Source organism: Flagellimonas beolgyonensis, from assembly GCF_003992615.1.
GTDB classification, from domain to species: Bacteria; Bacteroidota; Bacteroidia; order Flavobacteriales; family Flavobacteriaceae; genus Flagellimonas; species Flagellimonas beolgyonensis.
Map to the genome: position 1 here is coordinate 24,551 of NZ_RZMY01000016.1, position 19,909 is coordinate 44,459.

General features: G+C 45.3%; 15 protein-coding genes. All 15 read right to left on the minus strand.

Translation table 11 applies throughout. The features are described 5' to 3' along the window. Positions 1 to 44 precede the first annotated feature (44 nt). The 15 genes from EO131_RS11130 to EO131_RS11200 all read right to left on the minus strand — a co-directional run bounded on the left by EO131_RS11130 (position 45) and on the right by EO131_RS11200 (position 19,808). Complete coding sequence (locus EO131_RS11130) at positions 45 to 428, minus strand: cytochrome C oxidase subunit IV family protein (RefSeq protein ID WP_127021879.1); 384 nt, start codon at positions 426 to 428, stop codon at positions 45 to 47. 15 nt (positions 429 to 443) lie between these two features. Next, positions 444 to 1,421: a cytochrome c oxidase subunit 3 gene (locus EO131_RS11135; RefSeq protein WP_127021881.1), complete on the minus strand. Its 978-nt coding sequence runs from the start codon at positions 1,419 to 1,421 to the stop codon at positions 444 to 446. A gap of 92 nt (positions 1,422 to 1,513) precedes the next feature. Next, positions 1,514 to 2,095, minus strand: a complete 582-nt coding sequence (locus EO131_RS11140; protein ID WP_127021883.1) for a cytochrome c oxidase subunit 3 — start codon at positions 2,093 to 2,095, stop codon at positions 1,514 to 1,516. A 1-nt stretch (position 2,096) separates the two neighbouring features. Next, entirely contained in the window at positions 2,097 to 2,999 is a 903-nt protein-coding gene (cyoE, locus tag EO131_RS11145) for a heme o synthase (protein ID WP_127021885.1), read from the minus strand. A gap of 168 nt (positions 3,000 to 3,167) precedes the next feature. After that, the gene (locus tag EO131_RS11150) at positions 3,168 to 3,872 is read right to left on the minus strand and encodes an energy transducer TonB (RefSeq protein WP_127021887.1); all 705 of its coding nucleotides are present in this window, start codon (positions 3,870 to 3,872) and stop codon (positions 3,168 to 3,170) included. A 54-nt stretch (positions 3,873 to 3,926) separates the two neighbouring features. Beyond that, a complete protein-coding gene (locus tag EO131_RS11155; protein ID WP_127021889.1) occupies positions 3,927 to 4,277 on the minus strand; it encodes a VanZ family protein in 351 nt (116 codons plus the stop codon). 49 nt (positions 4,278 to 4,326) lie between these two features. Continuing rightward, the gene (gene gcvH, locus EO131_RS11160) at positions 4,327 to 4,707 is read right to left on the minus strand and encodes a glycine cleavage system protein GcvH (protein ID WP_127021891.1); all 381 of its coding nucleotides are present in this window, start codon (positions 4,705 to 4,707) and stop codon (positions 4,327 to 4,329) included. 103 nt (positions 4,708 to 4,810) lie between these two features. Then, on the minus strand, positions 4,811 to 11,920 hold the full coding sequence (gene sov / locus EO131_RS11165) for a T9SS outer membrane translocon Sov/SprA (protein ID WP_127021893.1): 7,110 nt from the start codon (positions 11,918 to 11,920) through the stop codon (positions 4,811 to 4,813). A 5-nt stretch (positions 11,921 to 11,925) separates the two neighbouring features. Beyond that, on the minus strand, positions 11,926 to 12,507 hold the full coding sequence (gene ruvA / locus EO131_RS11170; protein WP_127021895.1) for a Holliday junction branch migration protein RuvA: 582 nt from the start codon (positions 12,505 to 12,507) through the stop codon (positions 11,926 to 11,928). A gap of 26 nt (positions 12,508 to 12,533) precedes the next feature. Continuing rightward, positions 12,534 to 14,831 carry an NADP-dependent malic enzyme gene (locus EO131_RS11175; RefSeq protein WP_127021897.1) on the minus strand — a complete coding sequence of 766 codons (2,298 nt, stop codon included), beginning with the start codon at positions 14,829 to 14,831 and terminating at the stop codon, positions 12,534 to 12,536. Positions 14,832 to 14,958: 127 nt separating this feature from the next. Further along, positions 14,959 to 16,587, minus strand: coding sequence for an MFS transporter (locus tag EO131_RS17345; protein WP_241243833.1), 1,629 nt, complete (start codon positions 16,585 to 16,587; stop codon positions 14,959 to 14,961). Between the two features lie 169 nt (positions 16,588 to 16,756). Then, entirely contained in the window at positions 16,757 to 17,677 is a 921-nt protein-coding gene (queG, locus tag EO131_RS11185; RefSeq protein ID WP_127021901.1) for a tRNA epoxyqueuosine(34) reductase QueG, read from the minus strand. Between the two features lie 43 nt (positions 17,678 to 17,720). Continuing rightward, positions 17,721 to 18,131: a DsrE family protein gene (locus tag EO131_RS11190; RefSeq protein WP_127021903.1), complete on the minus strand. Its 411-nt coding sequence runs from the start codon at positions 18,129 to 18,131 to the stop codon at positions 17,721 to 17,723. A gap of 3 nt (positions 18,132 to 18,134) precedes the next feature. Next, on the minus strand, positions 18,135 to 18,818 hold the full coding sequence (locus EO131_RS11195; RefSeq protein WP_127021905.1) for a Tat (twin-arginine translocation) pathway signal sequence containing protein: 684 nt from the start codon (positions 18,816 to 18,818) through the stop codon (positions 18,135 to 18,137). 12 nt (positions 18,819 to 18,830) lie between these two features. After that, positions 18,831 to 19,808: a c-type cytochrome gene (locus EO131_RS11200; protein WP_164731676.1), complete on the minus strand. Its 978-nt coding sequence runs from the start codon at positions 19,806 to 19,808 to the stop codon at positions 18,831 to 18,833. Between the last annotated feature and the right edge of the window lie 101 nt (positions 19,809 to 19,909).

Genomic DNA, 19,909 nt, shown 5'->3' on the forward strand with positions numbered 1-19,909 from the left:
AAAAGACGGTATGAAAACCGTCTTTTTATGCTGTTAATAGTTTCTTAGAAATTCCAGGTTACAAACCCGTCCTTGTAAACGTTGTAGATATAATCCGCTTCAAATAGCAGGATAAATATCAAATAACAGATCAAGAACACGGGCGTCCAAACGATAACCCTTCGCAATGCGGTTTTCTCGTCACGCAAGTGCATAAAATCCCATGCAATGTAGTATGCTTTTACCAAGGTAAGGGCGATGAATATCCAGTTCAACAATTTCATCCCCAAAATGTGGCTATGTGTTAGCGCATGTGGTTTCACGATACCCAGTGCTACCTCGACCGTTGTTACGATGGAAAGGAAAATAAGAACACCCCAAATTTTTTGAACGTTGGACTTAAATTTCAACAGTCCCCTAAAAATCTCAAGTTTGTGTGCGTGTGCCATTTATAATCGATGTTTTTAAACCAAATAAAAGAATGTAAATACGAATACCCATACCAAATCCACAAAGTGCCAGTAGAGTCCAACCTTTTCCACCATTTCGTAATGACCCCTACGCTCGTAGGTGCCCAAGATTACGTTGAAGAAAATGATGATGTTGATCACTACCCCGGAGAATACGTGGAATCCGTGGAATCCGGTGATAAAGAAAAAGAAATCGGCAAATAGTCGGTTTCCGTATTCGTTGTGTATAAGATTTGCGCCTTCCACCACTTGGACAGCATTATTGATCTGCGCCAAAGACTGTGCACGGTCCAAAACCGTTTTCTCGCCCTCATCGTTCAATTGCTCGGTCCTGATCAGGATGTTCGGATTGGCCTTGAAACCTTCCACCACCTCATTCAATGAAAATGAAGTTTTGTACCCTTCACTCTGGAACCAAATGCCTTCATTGCTCATATGTTTTACACGTTCTTCCGGCAATTCGGTGGTAAAGTCTGCCAAGGCAGCCCTTTTTCCTGTTTCCGCATCAACAAACTGAAGGATTCTTCCCGCCTTTGTTTCCAACGCTCCGTAATCGCCTTTAATGAAAGTTGCCCATTCCCAAGCCTGTGACCCGACGAAGATCAAACCGCCAATCACGGTAAGGAACATGTAAAGAATTACCTTTTTTTGTTTCATATTATGGCCTGCATCCACGGCAAGTACCATGGTAACGGACGACATGATCAGAATAAAGGTCATGAAGGCCACATAGTACATGGGTGCATCCACACCATGTAAAAATGGGAAGTGGGTAAACACTTCATCGGCAATGGGCCATGATTCGATGAACTTAAACCTTGAAAAACCGTATGCCACCAAGAACCCAGAAAAGGTCAGGGCATCCGAGATGATAAAGAACCACATCATCATTTTTCCATAGCTTGCGCCGAGTGGTCGATTTCCGCCTCCCCAAACGCTGTCTTCTGTACCGGTCGTTACCGTTGCATCCATAAAAAAGGTCGTTTTAGTAAAACTTTCACAAATTTACATTTTTTGATGTATTCGAAAAGATAAACTTGAAGTAAAACCACTCCAAGCAAAAATTATTTCACGAAATACATAAATAGAATTAAGTATACCCAAAGAAAATCCAAAAAATGCCAAAAAGTGGCACCCAGCTCCATCCCCAACATATTTTCCGGTGTATATTTTCCCCTAAACTGTTGCACCATTACCACCAATAGTGAAATGAGTCCCGCCACCACGTGGGCAATGTGTACCGCTGCAATCAAGAATACATAGGACATTTTAATATTGCTCGTTGGTCCCGTAAAATAGTAGCCATTGGCCAACATTTGGGAGAAACCCACAAATTGTAAAACAATGAACGAAATGCCCAGCACCAAGGTCAAACCCAAAAACAAGGTGCCCAAGCGTTGATTGCCCTTACTTACCGCTCTTTTGGCAATGACATAGGTAATACTGCTCAACACAATAATGGCCGTACTTACAAAAAAGGCATCGGGTAATTGCAGATCACTGATCCAATCGTCGCGCTTGCTACTCACGATATAGGCACTGGTCCAACCAGCAAATCCCATGATCAAACTAACAATGCCAAACCAGAGCATCATTTTTTTGGCCCTGCGTAATTTTTCCTGTTCTGTTCCTTGGGTCAAATCCATATTAACTGATAAACTTATCTACAACATATATTATTTGAATCAAAGAGATGTAGGTTACACTGGCCAACATAAGCTTTCGCGCAGAACCGTTATCTCTTTTCTCGTACAATCTAAAAGCATAAAACAGCATTACCAACCCTGCCAAAAGCACAATGGCCGCTGCAGTAATGGACAACTGCAATCGTCCAGTAATACCAAAAACGGGTACAATGGATATAACGATCATCCAGAAGGTATAGAAAATGATCTGAATCGCCGTTCCTTTATCCTTGTTACCGGTAGGCAACATTTTAAAACCTGCCTTTTTATAATCCTCATCGAGCATCCATCCCAAAGCCCAAAAGTGAGGGAACTGCCAAAAAAATTGGATCATGAAGAGTGTTCCCGGCTCTATACCGAAATCGTCCGTTGCCGCTACCCAACCCAACATGAAGGGAATGGCACCGGGAAAGGCACCTACAAATACCGACAATGGCGTCTTGGTCTTTAAGGGAGTGTACACACTTGTATACAAAAAAATGGAAAGTGCACCGAACATTGCGGTCTTTGGACTAAGTGCCAATAATGAAAGTACACCTAAAACTGTTAAGACGATGGCAATAGTGAGTGCGGTTTTTACCGACATCCTGCCAGATGGAATGGGCCTATTCTTGGTCCGTTTCATCAAAGCATCCAAGTCCTTTTCAATGATCTGGTTATAGGCGTTGGATGCACCAACCATGCAATAACCTCCAAAAGTCAACAACAAAAGGGAAACCACACTGATCTGGTGAGCGCCCAAAAAATACCCTGCAATGGATGAAAACACCACACTAACGGCCAACTTGGCCTTGGTGATTTCCTTGAAATCGGAATAAATCAAGGAAAGGGTATTGCTTTTAACGGAACCTACTGCAGATTTCATCCACTTACTTAATTGGCTGGCAAAGATAACGTCGGCCGTACTGTTATGCAACCAATGAATGTCTTTTATGATTGTTGGAGAAGGATTTAACGCTAGTGGCCATAAAAAAAGCCCTGACGTTACCATCAGGGCTTTTTCCATTCCTGCCTCAGCAGAAACTTAAATCATTTATTGCAATTTAAAGGTAATCGGAATACTGAAAGGTACCTTTACTGGTCTTCCTCTTTGCTTACCTGGAGTCATTTTAGGCAATTTTGAAATAATTCGCATTGCTTCTGCTTCCAAGTTTTTATCCGGTCCACGCATTCTGATATCCCCGATGCTACCATCTTTCTGGATAACGAACACTACGCTCACCCTACCTTGTACACCCATTTCTTGGGCGATTTCAGGGTAACGGAAGTTTTTACGGATGTGGTCCTGCATTTTTTCCTGAAAACATGCTTTTTTATCCTTGGCGCTTTCACAACCTGGGAAAACGGGTACGTCTTCAATTACGGCAAAAGGCACTGAAATATCTTCTTCCACTTCCTCTACTTCCACTTCCTCGATTTCAACCACTTCTTCTTCCTGGCTGGTTTCGGTGGATTCGATTACAGTTTCTTCCACTTCTTCCTCATCCTCTACAACCTCGATTACTTCGGGCGCTGCTGGTGGCGGTGGTGGCGGTGGAGTTTTGATCTGTTCCGTCATCGGTACTTCTTCATCCAACTGGTCTTCTACATTCAAGGCAATGTCATAATCATTGGCCTTATCGTATTTCTTCCACTCCATGGCACCGTAAACGACTCCCAAAACAGCAGCCAACCCGACTACAAAGTACAGGGTGCTGTTTCTCGCTACGTCTGCTTTTGGATTCTTCTTTAATTCCATCCTTTTCTAAATTTAGTGTTTGCTAATTTAATTATTAATTGGTTAAATAAACAATTAAAATTTCCATTTTAACGGCTTTTCCTTAGAAAAAAGCCATCGAATCAGTCCTATTCCTGCGAATGCCCCCAATGAATTGGCCAAAGCATCGGCCCATTCGGCCATTCGGTCCGTGGTCAGTGTATATTGTAACACCTCAATAAGTATGCCGTAAGATATGGCCAGCACAACCGCTGATCTGGTGGCTTTGGCAATACCCATCTCCCCTTGGGTTCGTTCCCGGAACATCATTGTGCACAGTATGGCAAACATCAAATAAAATAAGAAATGTACTATTTTATCTGCGTAGGGAATGTTCCAGTTACCTTCATCGAGATCCATCTGGGAGAAAGAAAATAAGCTGAGCATTGTGATGAACAGTACCCAGCTTATAAACAATAAGGTATATCCGTGTTTTTTAAGCACCGATCAATGCCTTGTAATCCGCATCGCTCAAAAGGTCTTCGACCTCGGCTGGATCACTTATTTTTATTTTGATCATCCACCCGTCGCCATAAGGATCGGTGTTTACTTTTTCGGGCTCGTCCTCCAGGGCTTCATTGAATTCTACAATTTCACCTGTCAATGGCAAGAAAAGATCGGAAACAGTCTTTACCGCTTCCACAGTGCCAAACACTTCTTCTTTGTCCAAGGTCTCATCCAAAGTTTCCACTTCAACGTACACGATATCCCCCAACTCACTTTGGGCAAAATCCGTGATGCCCACGGTTGCGATATCCCCATCGATCTTCACCCACTCGTGGTCCTTGGTATACTTTAATTCTGATGGTATGTTCATTTTTATCGGTTTGAATTAGTCGATGGACAAATGTAAAGGATTGCCCAAAGCTTTTCAAACAATCAGTCGAACAAAATGGAAGAAAAATACATGTAAACCTTTTCTAGTTCCCAAAATTGTAACGCAGGGTGAATCCACCATTGATCGTTGTCTGAGGGAATGCAGTGGAAACAGCGAACTTGGAGAAGGAATGATCGTAGAAGAAAAGTGCGTTCAGGCTTTTGCTCAGGGCATAATCGGCCGTAAACTTGATCGACATCAATTTTTGCCCAGAAGTGATCTGGTTGTTGTCAATATCCAAGTTCCTTATGATGGTAATATTGTCCCGTAGTGAAAGGTCGGCCTTAAGGTTCAAATCGCCTTTCAATCGGGTCTTTTCTCCCCCAATGTTGGTCACGAACTTCACATCCTTGAAACGGTATCCAAGACCAAGGGTATATTGTTTGCCATTGATTTCGGTGAGCAGGTTGTTGTCAAAACTCAATGATAGTGTTCGATCGGTACGCACCTCGGCCAAGAAACTGAAGGAGTTGGTCATTTCGAAATCCACACGCATCAACGGATTGAACTCATCCGTCAGCACCACATTATTGATCAAGGTTTCGGGCAATACGTCGCCCGTTTCGGCATCAAATTGGGTATTTTGCTTTTCCAAATTGGTCTGAAACTGGTTGATGCTATATGCAGCACGATAGCCATGGGTCAACGAGAAGCGTTTGAACTTCTTTTTGAACCATTTGTTCTTCATCAACCCAGTGTACTTTATATTCCAGTTTGGGATCGGAATTTCCCTAAAGGCATCAAGGTTTACCCGATTCACATCCTGTCCGGTGTAAGCTGCAAAGAAGGCAGGCAGCAAAACTTCCTGCTGGGTTTTGCCGTACCGTTCCGGAAAACCGTCTTCATCCAAGGTACCTGGGTCTTGCCCCCTGTCCGAAACCAATCGGTTGGCAATCGTGATCCTATTTTGCTTGAACTGTTCAAAGGTCTCCGAATCGAACTCATCACTTTTATTGAAAATGGTACCGATCATTACAGTGGAAATACTAAAGTTCCCCATCTCGTTTACCAATCCGTCCTCAAAGTTGATCCATCGTTCGGGACTGTAATTTTCTTGGGACCTGCTGGTATATTGCCTGTTGGCGTTCAAATCAATGGTAATATCTTGCGTAGGCTGTGCCGTTGCCGTAACATCCAATTGTTTTCTAACATTCTGGATGTATTGCGCATTGTATTCAGGATAATCGGTCAACCAACCGTTTCGTGCGGCTTCAAAACGAACATCGGCCTGACTTCCAAAAACAAATCCCAAGGTAGGTCTGGTGGTTCCAATAAATCCTATGGACTGGGTATACCCCGGCAACACGGTTCCGTTGTTCTCACTATAGTTCACGTTCAATCGTTTTACCATGGTCACCACATCCACCAAAGTATTGAATGCCTTACTTGTTTTACGTGGCCCATTATCCTCCTTATCAGTAGCCGGATTACCCGCTTTGTCCCGTCGAACAGGGGCTTGGTTGGCCACCACCTTGCCATCGCGTTTTTTCAACCCCAGAAAATCATAGAGTCGCTGCATGCTCATCGTGGCCGTTAGGTTATGGGTGTTGGCATTCTGTACAATATTGATGTTCTCCCCGGCCACCTCAAGCAAGGCATCCCCACCACGTTGCCAATCAAAATTGCTGGTATAGGTGTACTGGGCGTTGATGAAATTCAGGAACGGAATCTTGCTGAATGGCAGTTCGTAGTTCAGCTCCATCTGTTGGGAATGTCGGTTGGGTTCGCCAATATCGAAGAAGCCGTCCCATAAATCCAACATTTGGTTGATGCCCGAATCGGGATCATCATCCACATTGAAATAGTTCCGGACGATATTGTTGTTCGAAGCCGTCAAGTTCAATCGCAAGGATTTGGTGATACTGTAGTTCAAGGCATATTGCCAGTTGAACAGGTAGTTCCGTTGTTGCAACAAAGGCAATTGCAAGGTTTCCACGCCTGGCTCCAATACATCCCTAAAACGCTGTTGGTTGAAGGAACGGTTATAGTTGGCGTTGACCGAAAGACTGGTGGGCAACAAATTGAAGTTCATATCTTTTAGCCATTGCCAGTACCTTCCCGTGAACAAGGAATCCTTTTTGGCAAACGGTGCCACGGGTGCCGGTCTAAAGTTATGGTTGTACACCACTCCAGTGGTTACATTTTGATCACGAAGGTTCGCAATTTCAAAATCCCGGTGGTTGGTTTCATTATAGGAATAGTTGAACGTGAAGTTTTCAACATCGAAGAAGTTTTCCTCTGCTTCTTCACCCCTATTTTTACGAACCCCAATCAAGTTGATACTGGTTCGTTTGGTATAATCCTCGGCCTGTTTTTTAATCGCCTCTGCTTCTTCGGCTGTGCCAGCAGCTGCAATTCGGTCGTCTAATTTTAAATCATCGTACACGGGATCAAATTCCGGGGTGATCAAGGTTTCGGAAATACCATAGTTGAACGGCAATTGCAGATTCCATTTTTTGGGAAACAACTGGCCTACATTCACATTGGTGACCACATCATACGAAATGGCATCTTCCCTTGATCGTTCGTTGGGTGTTTGGTCGATAGACCCGAATCCGGAGGTACTCTTGCTACCGGTTGCGGTAACATTGGCAAAATCGGCCATGTTGGCATCCAATGCCGCGATGGCGGCCCACCCCCCGTTGTTATCCAATCCGGCCAATCGAAGTTCGTTGAACCAAACCTCGCCACGGGCAGGAACCACATCAATGTTCTTTACACCCACCATCATTCCACGAATGCTTCCCAATGAAGGGTTACCCCGAATTCCGATACGTAACCTGCCCAAGGTTCTGGGGGCAAATTCATCCACCGCCACGGCTTCACCATCAATAATTTCATAATAGTTGATGGTGTTCAGTGTCTGCTCGGCAATCCCTTTTGATTTAACCTTGCTCAAATCGTTCAGCGCAATATCGATCTCGTTCACATCGGGCCAAACTTCCTCTGGACTTACCGCACCATAGGACGTGAACTGCAAAGGCAATTCGATTTGGTAGAAGTTCTCGGAAAAATCGGTTCCAATCCGAAGAAAACCGACCAATGGAGTGTCACTATCCGAATAATCCCCATTCAATATTTTTTCGGCGTGCATGAACATTTTCAATCGCTCATATTGGCGCACATCAATGTTCACATTTTTGAACACGGCCCTGGAATCCTGGGATTCCAAATTCTCCACCACAAAGGAAAGCGACTGTTCGTTCTGACGGATAATGGTGTTGTTATTGTTCAATTGTTCCCTGACCACACCTGGAGGCAGCACATAAGGAATGGGCTGTCTACCAAAGTTCTCTTCAATGTTCACCGTGTTCACGTCGGTAATCGTTCCATCGTCGGTCGGATCATTGTCCACATCGGGTTGTAGAGTGTTGGTATAGGTTCGCCAATCACCCCGTACCAAATCCAAGGTAGCAAAGCGCAACACCACATCATCCTGAAAACCGGTCAGGTACATCCGCATAAAACTGATGGACCTAAAATCGGTAATGCCTCCTACTGCATCGGTGAAATCGCTCAACGGAATCTTGTACTGGATCCACCTTCTGTTCAATTGGGAGCCATTGGGCAAGGTTGGGGTCAAACCTTCGCGGATATCGGTCACATACTTGTCGTTGATGGTGGTATTCGGCTTGATTTGAATGCGATATTCGTAGTAGCTGTTCACCGTGTTCATGGTCAAATCCCTGTCGATATCCTCCACATCGGGAAGGGTGGTCGAACCACGGTTGGTATTGGTCACGGTTACCGGTGAGTTGCCCTGTGTATTGTTAAAATCGAGGTAGCGCTCCAAAATACTACCTTCCCTGTTCAAATAGTACTGGTAGTTGTCCAAAGCAGGATCTTCTGCCGGGCCGTTGTAAATGCTTTGTTCCGCGGTATCGTCCAAACCGTCCAGACCGGCATCTTGTAGGGTTCTGTTATTTTCATCTGCATCAAAGGCATAGACCAAGGACTGGGTAGATGGTACTTGTCCCCAAATTGTGGCACGAGGCACTTCGTTATTGGTGGTCGCTGGCAAACCGTTTTCGTATTGTTTACGCCCATCCTTCAAAATGTCCTCGGAAATATTTCCCAAGTTCAAGACCAGTTCCCCTGCATTGGCATCCGATGTCAATCCATCCACGTAGGGATCCAAGACCCAAAACTGCACGAACTCCACGTTGGACTGTTCAAAGTTGGTACTGCTCAACGGCCGCATAATACCTGCCCATTTGCTATTCGGCGTTTCTGTTTCAAAACTTGGATTGGCATTGTAAGGCCCTTTTCGGTTGGGATAATACACAATGTCCAAGGTACTTTGCACTTGGGTTTGCCCTTGTGCTATGTCTGTTTCGGTAAACACCTCATCGATAAAGACCCTGCGTGTGGCGTTCGTTGAGATATCATTGTCTGAAAGAGCGGCTGGACGCTGGTTGGTATAAAAAATGGGGTCGATGGTATACCAAGCCATTTTGGCCCGTTCGTATCCCACATCAATCCCTGTTCTATCTTGCAAAAATTCTACCGGTGGGCTTGCCAAGGTCCAACCTAAGGATGAACGTATATCAATCAAGGCCTGTGCGCCTTCAAAATCATCCAAGTATGTAGTTGTTTCCCCTTGAAAATCAGCATTTTTCGGTGAATTGGGCTTTAAAAATGCTACTTCGCCCCTCAAGGAAAGGTTGGAGGGCACATCGGTATCGATATTGGGCAATTTGTTGGCCAAACGGGTAAGAAAGGGAATTTCGGTACTGAAATTACTGTTCAAACCAAAAATGGTATTGTTCACCGGTTCGATGCCATAGTTGGATTTTTGGGTCAATGGTCGCTCATTCAAATTGAGAAAGGTACCTCCCAAAACAAAATTTTCATTGAATTGATGCTCCACATTTACCCCTGCAAATCGTCTTGTTTGTTGACCGAAAACCGCGTTGTTTTCCACCGAAATATTGATGGGCGTGTCGGACGCCGCCAAACTGGGATCCAAAATTTGCACGGTTCCTGCTGCATAGTTTACGGTATAGTCGATTCCTTCCTGTAATTGACGCCCTCCGGCGGTAACCCGAACCGAACCTCTTGGTACATTGAATGCATTGATCGGAATACCACTGTTTCCCTGTGATTTATATCGTCCCTTTAATTGAAACCGATTCTTTTCCGCGTTCTGCAACGAAGCTGCCTTAGTTTTGGCATACATGTTCCGGAACACATAGCGTCTTTGGTTGGCATTGTACCCTTGATCATTTTCCACATCGTACGTACCCCCACCCAAAAGCTCAAAAAGGTATTCCCCAAAGGGTTCCACCTTGGTAAAAATGATTCGCCCGGTTTGGGAGTCCACGGTTATGCCCTCGTAATAATCAAAGAAACCATCACCTCCTGGTTGAATATCGTTATAGGCGTTCAAGCGGTCCAAATTAAAGACCCGCAACAAAATCTGATCTTCCAACCCGTTGGGCCACCCTGCATTGGGATCTACTGGAGTAATGTAGTTACGGGGTGTTGGATCGGAATAGAGAATGTTCAGTTTAAAATCTTCCTGGCTCAACTGGTAAGCTCCCGTTGAGTAGATGTTCTTCATCATCAAATCCCAAATGGGATCCTCCACATTGGTAATGTTGCTCTTCAGCAATTTTAAGATCAAGGTGTTGTTCTCGATTATGGGGTTTATGCCGCCAGAAACCGTGGTAGCATCGATACCACCGTTGGCAAATTCCCCTACTTGGAACACCTGCCCGTCGTAGGTATACTGAAACGCCACACCCAATACTTCATCGTTGCTCAAACTTTGACTCAAGGAAATGTAGCCCAGTTGGGAATCGAACTCATAGTCCCTGCCCACTTCCAACTTTCGGGCGTTTTCCAAAATGGCATAATCAAAACCTTGGTTCACAGGATATCCAGGAATATTGAAACCCGATTCTACGGTAGCAATATCTCGGATGGAAGCCGTTAAGGCACCGCCGCTGCCAATTTGATTGGGATCATAGGCATTGGCCGCATTTTGGGGCAATCCAGAGATCACAGCCGATGGATTGAAAAAGCCCGCTGGATCACCATTGTTCTGTCCGATACGGGTCCGATTCTCCAAGGCTTCACCCAAATCTTGGATAGCCACCACATTCCGTACATTCTGGGTCTGCTGGTTTCTATTGGTCACCCAAACTTCCAATCGGGTAATCTGCACCTGACTTTGAATGAAGGGGTAGTTCTCCAAGGCACGATCATAATTGTCCCTAAAATATTGGGCCAAGAAGAAGTGCCGATCTTCATCATAATCCAAAGCGGTCAGGCTGAAATCGGTCAAGGTTCCGCCACCTTGGGCCACTATGGTCTTGTTTTGGGAACGCTGTTCCGAAAATACAGCGGTCACCTTGGTTTTTCCAAACTGCAATTGAGTCTTCACCCCAAATAAACTTTGGGCACCGGTAATCAGTGAACTGTTGAGGGGCATGTTCACATTACCGATCTCTATCTTTTGCAGAATATCGTCCTCTGTGGGCGTATAGTCCAATTTGACCAAATTCTGGAAATCGAATGTGGCCTCGGTATCGTAGTTGGCAGTAACTTGAAGTCGCTCTCCCACCTTTCCCAACAAACTCAAACTAATGCGCTGGTCGAAATCGAAGGATAGATTGGTTCGGTTTCGTGGCGACAGGGCCGGGTTATCGTTCTTTTGCCATAGCACACCAAGGTCCATGGCCACGGATCCTTGGGGGATTACTTCAATGGTATTGCCCCCAAAAATGGATTCGAAAAAGTTGTTGTTCACATAAAAATTGGGTAACAGGTTTTTTCTGGCCTCTTCACTTCCTTCCTTTTTTCCGGCGTAGGCATCGGCCTTTTGCTTGAAGTAGGAACGCATCTGCTCCTTTCGCACCAAATCATAGTACTGCTCTGGCGTAAGGATTACGGGATAATTGATGTTGAAATCACCAACGCTTTCGGTGTAAATGTATCGGTCTGTCTTGGGATCGTACGTGTATTTGGCAATGATGCTATCGGGGTTTTCCAAAATAAGGCGACCGAGCTCAACTCCGGTCGGTACCGAATCCTGAGCTTGCTCGTTGGTTTCCTGAGCCCTGGAGATGGTCACGGCCAGAAAACAAACCATAAAGCATATGTACTTGAAACGCGTAGGTTTAAGTATTGGTTTTGCCCCTCTTTTCAAACTAGTTACAAATTTTTCAGCGCCTGTTTAATAATGTTCTCAACGCTTAATGAAGCATCTTGGCCCAGCACCTTGTCCACTACCTTTTCAGATTGCTTTCTGGTGAAACCAAGAACCTCTAATGCAGATAACGCTTCTTCTTTATTTGTATTGTTTGATTGTAGGGAAACTTCTCCCATATCGTAGACTTTCAAAATCTTGTCCTTCAGGTCCAAGATTACACGCTGTGCGGTCTTTGCACCTATCCCCTTGATGCCCTGAATGGTAGGCACATCGCCATTAGCGATTGCATCCCTCACATCGGTTGGGGAAAGCGAAGACAACATGGTCCTTGCCGTGCTTGATCCCACACCTGAAACGGAAAGCAACAATCTAAAAATCTCCCGCTCCGACCGTTCGGCAAAACCGAACAAGGTATGGGCATCTTCCTTGATCAACAAATGGGTATAAATATGGATGTTCTCTTGATCCTTCAACAAGGAAAAGGTATGTAGGGATATATTTAAAAAATAACCCACCCCATTGCATTCCACAATAACATAGGTCGGGTTTTTCTCTACCAGTTTTCCTCTAAGATGGGTAATCATTTAAGTTGTTGGTTTATTTATTCTTATTATTCCTCACCCATTCTGGCCTTTCTGCGCTTTTCACGCTCTTGGGCATCGATAACTGCCACTGCTGCCATATTCACCATTTCGTCCACACTGGCGCCCAACTGAATAATGTGTGCCGCACGTGGCAAACCGACCATGATGGGACCAATGGAGTCGGCATTGTTCAGACCCTTGAGCAGTTTATAGGTAATGTTGGCCGATTCCAAATTGGGAAAAATCAAGGTGTTCACCTTTTTACAGGAAATTTTTGAAAAAGGAAAATTGTTGTTGCATAACTCTTGGCTGAGGGCAAAATCGGTCTGTATTTCCCCGTCAACCACCAATTCAGGATTTCGTTCATGCAAAATGCGAACAGCCTCCCTAACCTTTTGTGCATTCGGATGGGACGAGGAACCAAAGTTGGCGTATGAGAGCATGGCCATTACCGGGTCGAAACCAAAGGTTTTGGCCACATTGGCGGTCATTTGGGCAATTTCTGCCAATTGCTCGGCATCCGGATCTATGTTGATAGAGGTATCTGCCAAGAACATAGGCCCTTTTGCGGTGATCATGATGTTTACCGTGGAAGCATTCCGTACATTTTTGGCCCTACCCAACACCTCAAATACCGGTTTCAACACTTTTGGGTATGAACGCGAATAACCCGAAATCATACCGTCGGCATCACCCTCCAACAACATCATGGCGCCAAAATAATTCCGTTTTCCCATGTTTACACGGGCACTGTATTTGGTCTCACCTTTACGTTTTCTGGATTCCCAAAGTCTAAGTGCGTATCGAATACGCATTTCCTTGGATTCATCCGAACGTGGGTCGATGATGGGTACCTCTGCATCAAAATCCAATTCTTTTTTCAGGTTTTCAATGGTAGGCTTGTGTCCCAAAAGAATGGGTTGTGCTATACCCTCATCATGGACTATTTGGGCCGCTTTCAACACATCCAGTAACTCTGCCTCGGCAAACACAATGCGTTTTGGGTTCAATTTGGCCCTGTTGTGCATCAAACGAACGACTTTGTTATCGTTGCCCGAACGCTGGTAGAGTTCTTCTTCGTATTTGTCCCAATCCTGAATGGGTGACTTGGCCACACCACTTTCCATAGCGGCTCTGGCTACTGCTGGCGGAATTTTGGTAATCAATCTTGGGTCGAAGGGCTTTGGAATGATATAGTCCCTGCCAAAGGCCAACCTTGTGGTATCGTAGGCAATGTTCACTTGTTCCGGCACCGGTTCCCTGGTCAACTCGGCCAAGGCGCGCACGGCTGCCATTTTCATATCCTCGTTGATTTTGGTGGCCCTTACATCCAAAGCTCCCCTAAAAATAAATGGGAATCCGAGCACATTGTTTACTTGGTTCGGATGGTCGGAACGACCCGTGGCCATAATAAGATCCTTTCGGGTCTTACAGGCCAATTCATATTCAATCTCCGGGTCTGGGTTGGCCATGGCAAACACAATGGGGTTATTCGCCATGGACTTCAACATTTTTGGAGTAACGACATTGGCAATGGAAAGTCCTATAAAAACATCGGCATCTTTCATGGCTTCCTCCAAAGTGTCTATTTTCCGGTCGGTGGCAAACTCCTTTTTCTCCACGGAAAGGTTGTCCCGGTCACTACGGATGACACCCTTACTATCCAACATCACAATATTTTCACCCTTGGCACCAAAAGCCTTGTACAAACGTGTGCAGGATACGGCAGCAGCACCGGCACCACTCACCACGATCCGAACCTCATCGATTTTCTTATTGGAAATTTCAAGGGCATTCAACAAGGCTGCGGCTGATATGATGGCCGTACCGTGTTGGTCATCGTGCATTACCGGAATATCGAGTTCTTCCTTCAGTCTTCGTTCGATCTCGAAAGCTTCGGGTGCTTTGATATCTTCCAAATTGATGCCACCAAAGGTGGGGGCGATGACCTTTACCGTTTCGATAAATTTATCCACGTCCTCTGTGTCCAGTTCAATATCGATACCGTCGATATCGGCAAAAATCTTGAACAACAGACTCTTTCCTTCCATTACCGGTTTGGATGCTTCCGGGCCAATATTGCCCAGTCCCAATACCGCTGTACCGTTGGAAATTACCGCAACGATATTTCCTTTGGCGGTGTATTTATAAACATCGTCCTTGTTCTTTTCTATTTCCAAACAGGGTTCTGCAACGCCCGGCGAATAGGCCAGGGCCAGATCCCGTTGTGTGGAATAGGGTTTTGTGGGTACAATCTTGATTTTCCCGGGTTGGGGCTTTGCGTGGTACAGTAACGCTTCACGTCTTTGTTTTTCCTTGCTCATACGTTAGCCAATGAATCGGTAAAGTTAGGGCATTCCTAGTTTTTATAGGAATATCCCAACCACCAATTTTGATAAAAAGGTAAACCTCAACTATGACGTAAGGCCTACACTCCTGATCCAAGATTTGTTATAGAATTTCAGTTTCCAATTCAGAGTCCCTTTTGTCTTTGGGGAGGTTAAGGCGCATAGCCAACAATCCTGCAATGATGAAGAAAACCCCTCCGAACAAAATGGCGTTTATGGCACTGTTGTCCATCAAATTCTTGATGACCGGTCCGAAGCTCACCGTTTGGATGAGCATGGGAATTACAATCATCATGTTTACGATGCCCATATACACCCCTCTACGTTCTTCTGGAATCACTTTTGAAACCATGGCATACGGAATTCCCATCATGGCGGCCCAACCAATTCCAAACAGTACCATAGGGGCCAACAACAACCACTTGTCAGTTATCAATGGCATGGACAGCATGGCCAGACCCGTAAGGAACAAACAAAGCACGTACACCAGTTTTGACCCAATCCTTGAGGCAATGGGCACCAAGGCCAATGCGACGATCATGGTCACAAAATTGTAGGTCCCATTCATTAAGCCGGCATGCCCGAGTGCCTGTTCCGCCAATGATTGAATCTGTTCCGCGAAGGACATATCCTCGGCGCTGATTTGGGCACCACCACGAAACGAAGCCATAATGGACTCAAACTTTTCATGGTCTTCATTGGTTATTCCGTACAGACTGCTTCGCAACATGGGCGGCATAAATTGCCAGTACACAAACAAGGCATACCACTGAAAAAAGTAAACGGCAGCCAACTTCCACAGGAAGTTGGGCATTTCCCCAATCGCTTCTGCAGCCTCCAACAGCGGACTCAAGGTATCCCCCAATTTTTTAATGGATTGCTTTTCTGGATTCCTTTTTATGATGCGATACAGCATGTATAACCACACAAAGGCAAACAGCATCACAATAATGACCCAAAGATTGATATTGTCCCATAGACCCGGGTACAGCTCAGCCACCAGATATCCCAGTAAAAGAGGCACTGAAAAAATGACAAACAGCACGCTCAATATTTGAACAATAGGCGCCGGAGTATCTTCATTATGTTTTTGAATTTCTTTCAATTCTTCATCTGAAGGTGGTATCTCAGGAGTTTTCCATACGGACCACAATACGGTTCCAATGGAGGCCAAAGCGCCCAAAAAGAAGGAATAATACACCCAAGTAGGTATGGCGGAGGATGTCTCTGCCGCGGTGTCAAATAGACCGCCAGTTTCCGCAGAGGTACTGAACCAGTGTTGAAAAGCAAACAACGACAAATTGGCCAAGGTTATCCCAGCACCAACAAACAAACTCTGCATCTGATAGCCAAAAGTCAACTGATTATCCGGTAGCTTGTCCCCCACGAACGCCCTATAGGGTTCCATGGCCGTATTGTTGCCCACATCCAATATCCACAATAGCCCCACCGCAAACCATAACTCTGGGCTGTAGGGAAAGGCAAACAAACACAAACTGGCCAAAATGGCCCCAATCAAAAAGAAGGGTTTACGACGGCCGCCCCATTTGGGTGACCAGGTTTTATCCGATATGGCCCCAATAATGGGCTGAATCAACAGCCCCGTGACCGGGCCTGCCAAATTTAACAGGGGCAGTTCATTGTGCTCTGCTCCCAAAAAAGAAAATATGGGACTTACGGCTGTTTGTTGTAGTCCAAAACTGAATTGAATCCCAAAAAATCCAACATTCATATTCCAGATTTGCCAAAAGCTCAACCTAGGCTTGGTAATCTTCATCGCGGTATGACTTTAGTTAGTTTGCAATATGGGTCTGTATAATTACGAAATCCTTAATCCAACCCGCCTTCAAGATAGTATATTTTCGTAATTGGAGCAGAAATAATTGGAAAAAGCCGATGGGCTATTCCTTGACAAAATCAATATTGCGTTTTAAGCCTGCTAGTTTGGTTCGTTTGACGGCCGATTTTTGGAACACCTTTTTGAAAACATCATCCGTGATTTCCTCCCAGTCTTTTTTTGTAAAGGATACCAATTCGGGATTGGGATCGAACAAAGGTTCGTTATGGGGTTTGGAAAAGCGGTTCCACGGACAAACATCCTGGCATACATCGCAGCCGAACATCCAATCGTCCAATTTACCCTTGAACTCAGTCGGGATTTCATTTTTCAGCTCGATAGTAAAATAGGAAATGCATTTACTGCCATCCACCACATAGGGTGCCACTATGGCTTGGGTGGGACATGCATCGATACAGGCCGTACAGGTGCCACAATGATCGGTAACCGGCGCATCGTATTCCAGTTCCAGATCCACGATCAATTCGGCAATAAAATAGAACGAACCGACCTGTTGGGTCAATAGGTTACTGTTCTTGCCTATCCATCCCAGACCACTCTTGGCAGCCCATGCCTTGTCCAAAACCGGGGCCGAATCCACAAAGGCACGTCCGTGCACTTCGCCAATCTCTTCCTGTATAAAATGTAATAGGTGCTTCAGTTTATCCTTGATCACAAAGTGATAATCGGTGCCATAGGCATATTTGGAAATTTTATAGGAATCGGGATTTTGGACATCGTTCGGATAGTAGTTCAACAACAAGGAGATTACGGATCGCGCGCCCTCCACCAATTTTTTGGGGTCCAACCGTTTGTCAAAGTGGTTTTCCATGTACTGCATTTCGCCGTGCATGTTTTGGTTGAGCCATTTTTCCAAACGGGGCGCTTCCTCTTCCAAAAATCCGGCCTTGGAAATACCACACGACAAAAAACCGAGACGTTTTGCCTCGGTTTTTATGAGTTGTGTCCATTTAGCGGCCTTCATGCCTTAAAGGTAATCCATCATTTTATCAAATTAAAGCGCGGCTTCAATTTACTTCTTTGATGTAACCCCAGCCCTGCTTTTGCAGCATTACGATCTCGAAGATGCCATCGGGAACGGTTTTGACACCGGGGATAAGATCTTCCATGCCCATCTTGTGCCGTTTCATGGTCTGTTCACAGACAACGACCGACACATTGTCGCGCTTGACCATTTCGGACAAGGTTTCTCCGGCCACGGATGATTTTCGGTCCACCAGTTTAATGGCCCCACTGTAAACGACCATTTCAAATTGGGAATCCGGATAGGCCTCGGCCATCAATCTAAGATGTTTGGCCGCGGTTCGATGTACATCTGGGTTGGCACTGGTGACATCAAATACCACCTGTATGGGTTCTTGCTGGGCAACGGCAAAGCCGAACACCATGATACTGAAGAATAGAACGATGCTTTTCATGTCCTAAACAATATTTCCTGCGAAAATGTAACCACAGCCTTCTTCCTGTGCCCTGCCCAAGGCCCAAACCCCGGAAGGAACAATCTGTATGCCGGGCAATACACCTGCCTTCCATTCCTCATATACCTCTTTTGGATCTGCGCCCGATGCTTGGGCCGCAAAGCCACTGTACACGTTCAAGGCCAAATTACAGACACAGAACATGGCTCCTCGGTCCAACATATCCTTTATTCCTTGGATCATAGGCAGCGGAAAATCACCTTCTTGGGGTTCATAATAAGGGTTGCGGTCGTAAGGGGTTCCATCCGCTTTTTTCATATGGAACATTTCTCCCAAAGGGTACTTTTTCCAAAGGTCGTCGTGCAACGCAATGGGAATGGCATCGTGCCGAAGCACGGTCATTGCGGTGATATCCATATCGGGCGAGCCCATCTCATTATTGGAAAGGTAATAGGCCCAGTTCCAAATAATGGGAAAGCCCTTATGCGGGTACGAACCATCATAGACCACCCGGTGACTTCCCTTAATGGATTTCATCCATTCCTCTGCATCCTTCATTGCCAAAGGTGAAAAATCCTTCAGTCCAGCCATGGCCGGATTGGTAAAAGCCGATAATGTGGATGCAGTAGCACCCAGCATCATCGCTCCCATAAACTTTCTTCGCGATGTTGCATTTGTTGTTTCCATTTTTAGTTGTGTTTATTTGGTTTTACGGAGTTGATATTCTTTTTGGTAGAACTCCATAATAGGTTGGAAGGGCCCCAGTTGGTGTTGTTTTTCCGGGAATGAATCAACATAAGGGCCATATGGAGTGGAAACTGGCTTTTTCACCAGGTCGGGGAAGTCTTTTTCCCGGTTCATTTTGGTAGGTCGTTGTTGTTGGTTGATGAATCCTGCCACATCATAGGCTTCCTCATCGGTAAGGATGGGATTATCATAGGTAACACCCAAGGGCATATTGGCCTTAATGAATTCCATAGCGGTGATTACCCTAGTCATTCCCGCACCATTGTTATAGGAATCTGTTCCCCATAAAGGTGGGTATAGGTATTGGTCACTGTTTGCCACAATTTGGCCTTGGCCATCCGCACCGTGACAAACTACGCATTGTTGTTCGAACACTTGCTTGCCATGCTCCAAATCCACTTCGCGATTGGGCAGCACGACCTTGGTAAAACCTTGCCCCTCTACCTTGCCATCATTGGGGGTGGCCCTGCCGAGCCATTCCATGTAAGCAACCATGGCCTGCATGGCCTTATGGTCATCTGGTAATCTTTTACCGTTCATACTGCGTTCCATACACCCATTGATTCGATCCTCGATGGTTCCAATTTTATCTTCCCGCCCACGGTATTGTGGGAATCGTTTCACAACCCCTATCAAAGGTGCCGCGTAGGGTTTTGTACCTCCATCCAAATGGCAACTGGCACAGGCCAGATTGTTGCCAGCATATATTTGGGTACTATCCGATTGTTTCGGTCCTATATGAAGGGAGGTATTCCGTATAATTTCATACCCATATTTTATTTGTTCGTTTTTTGCGGTGGAAGAGAGTTTGGTAACATCATAATCCATGTAAAAAGCGGTATCCAACAATGGACCTGTATTTTTGGAACCACCAAAAAGTCCAAAACGCATCATCAACATACCAAATACCACAACCAGCATAAGTGCCATTCCAACACCTATTCGAAAGCTCAACTTTCGAATTTGAAGGGATAAAGACTTAAATTCTTCTTGTCCTCTTGAGTTTGATTCATGAGTTGATCCATCCATAT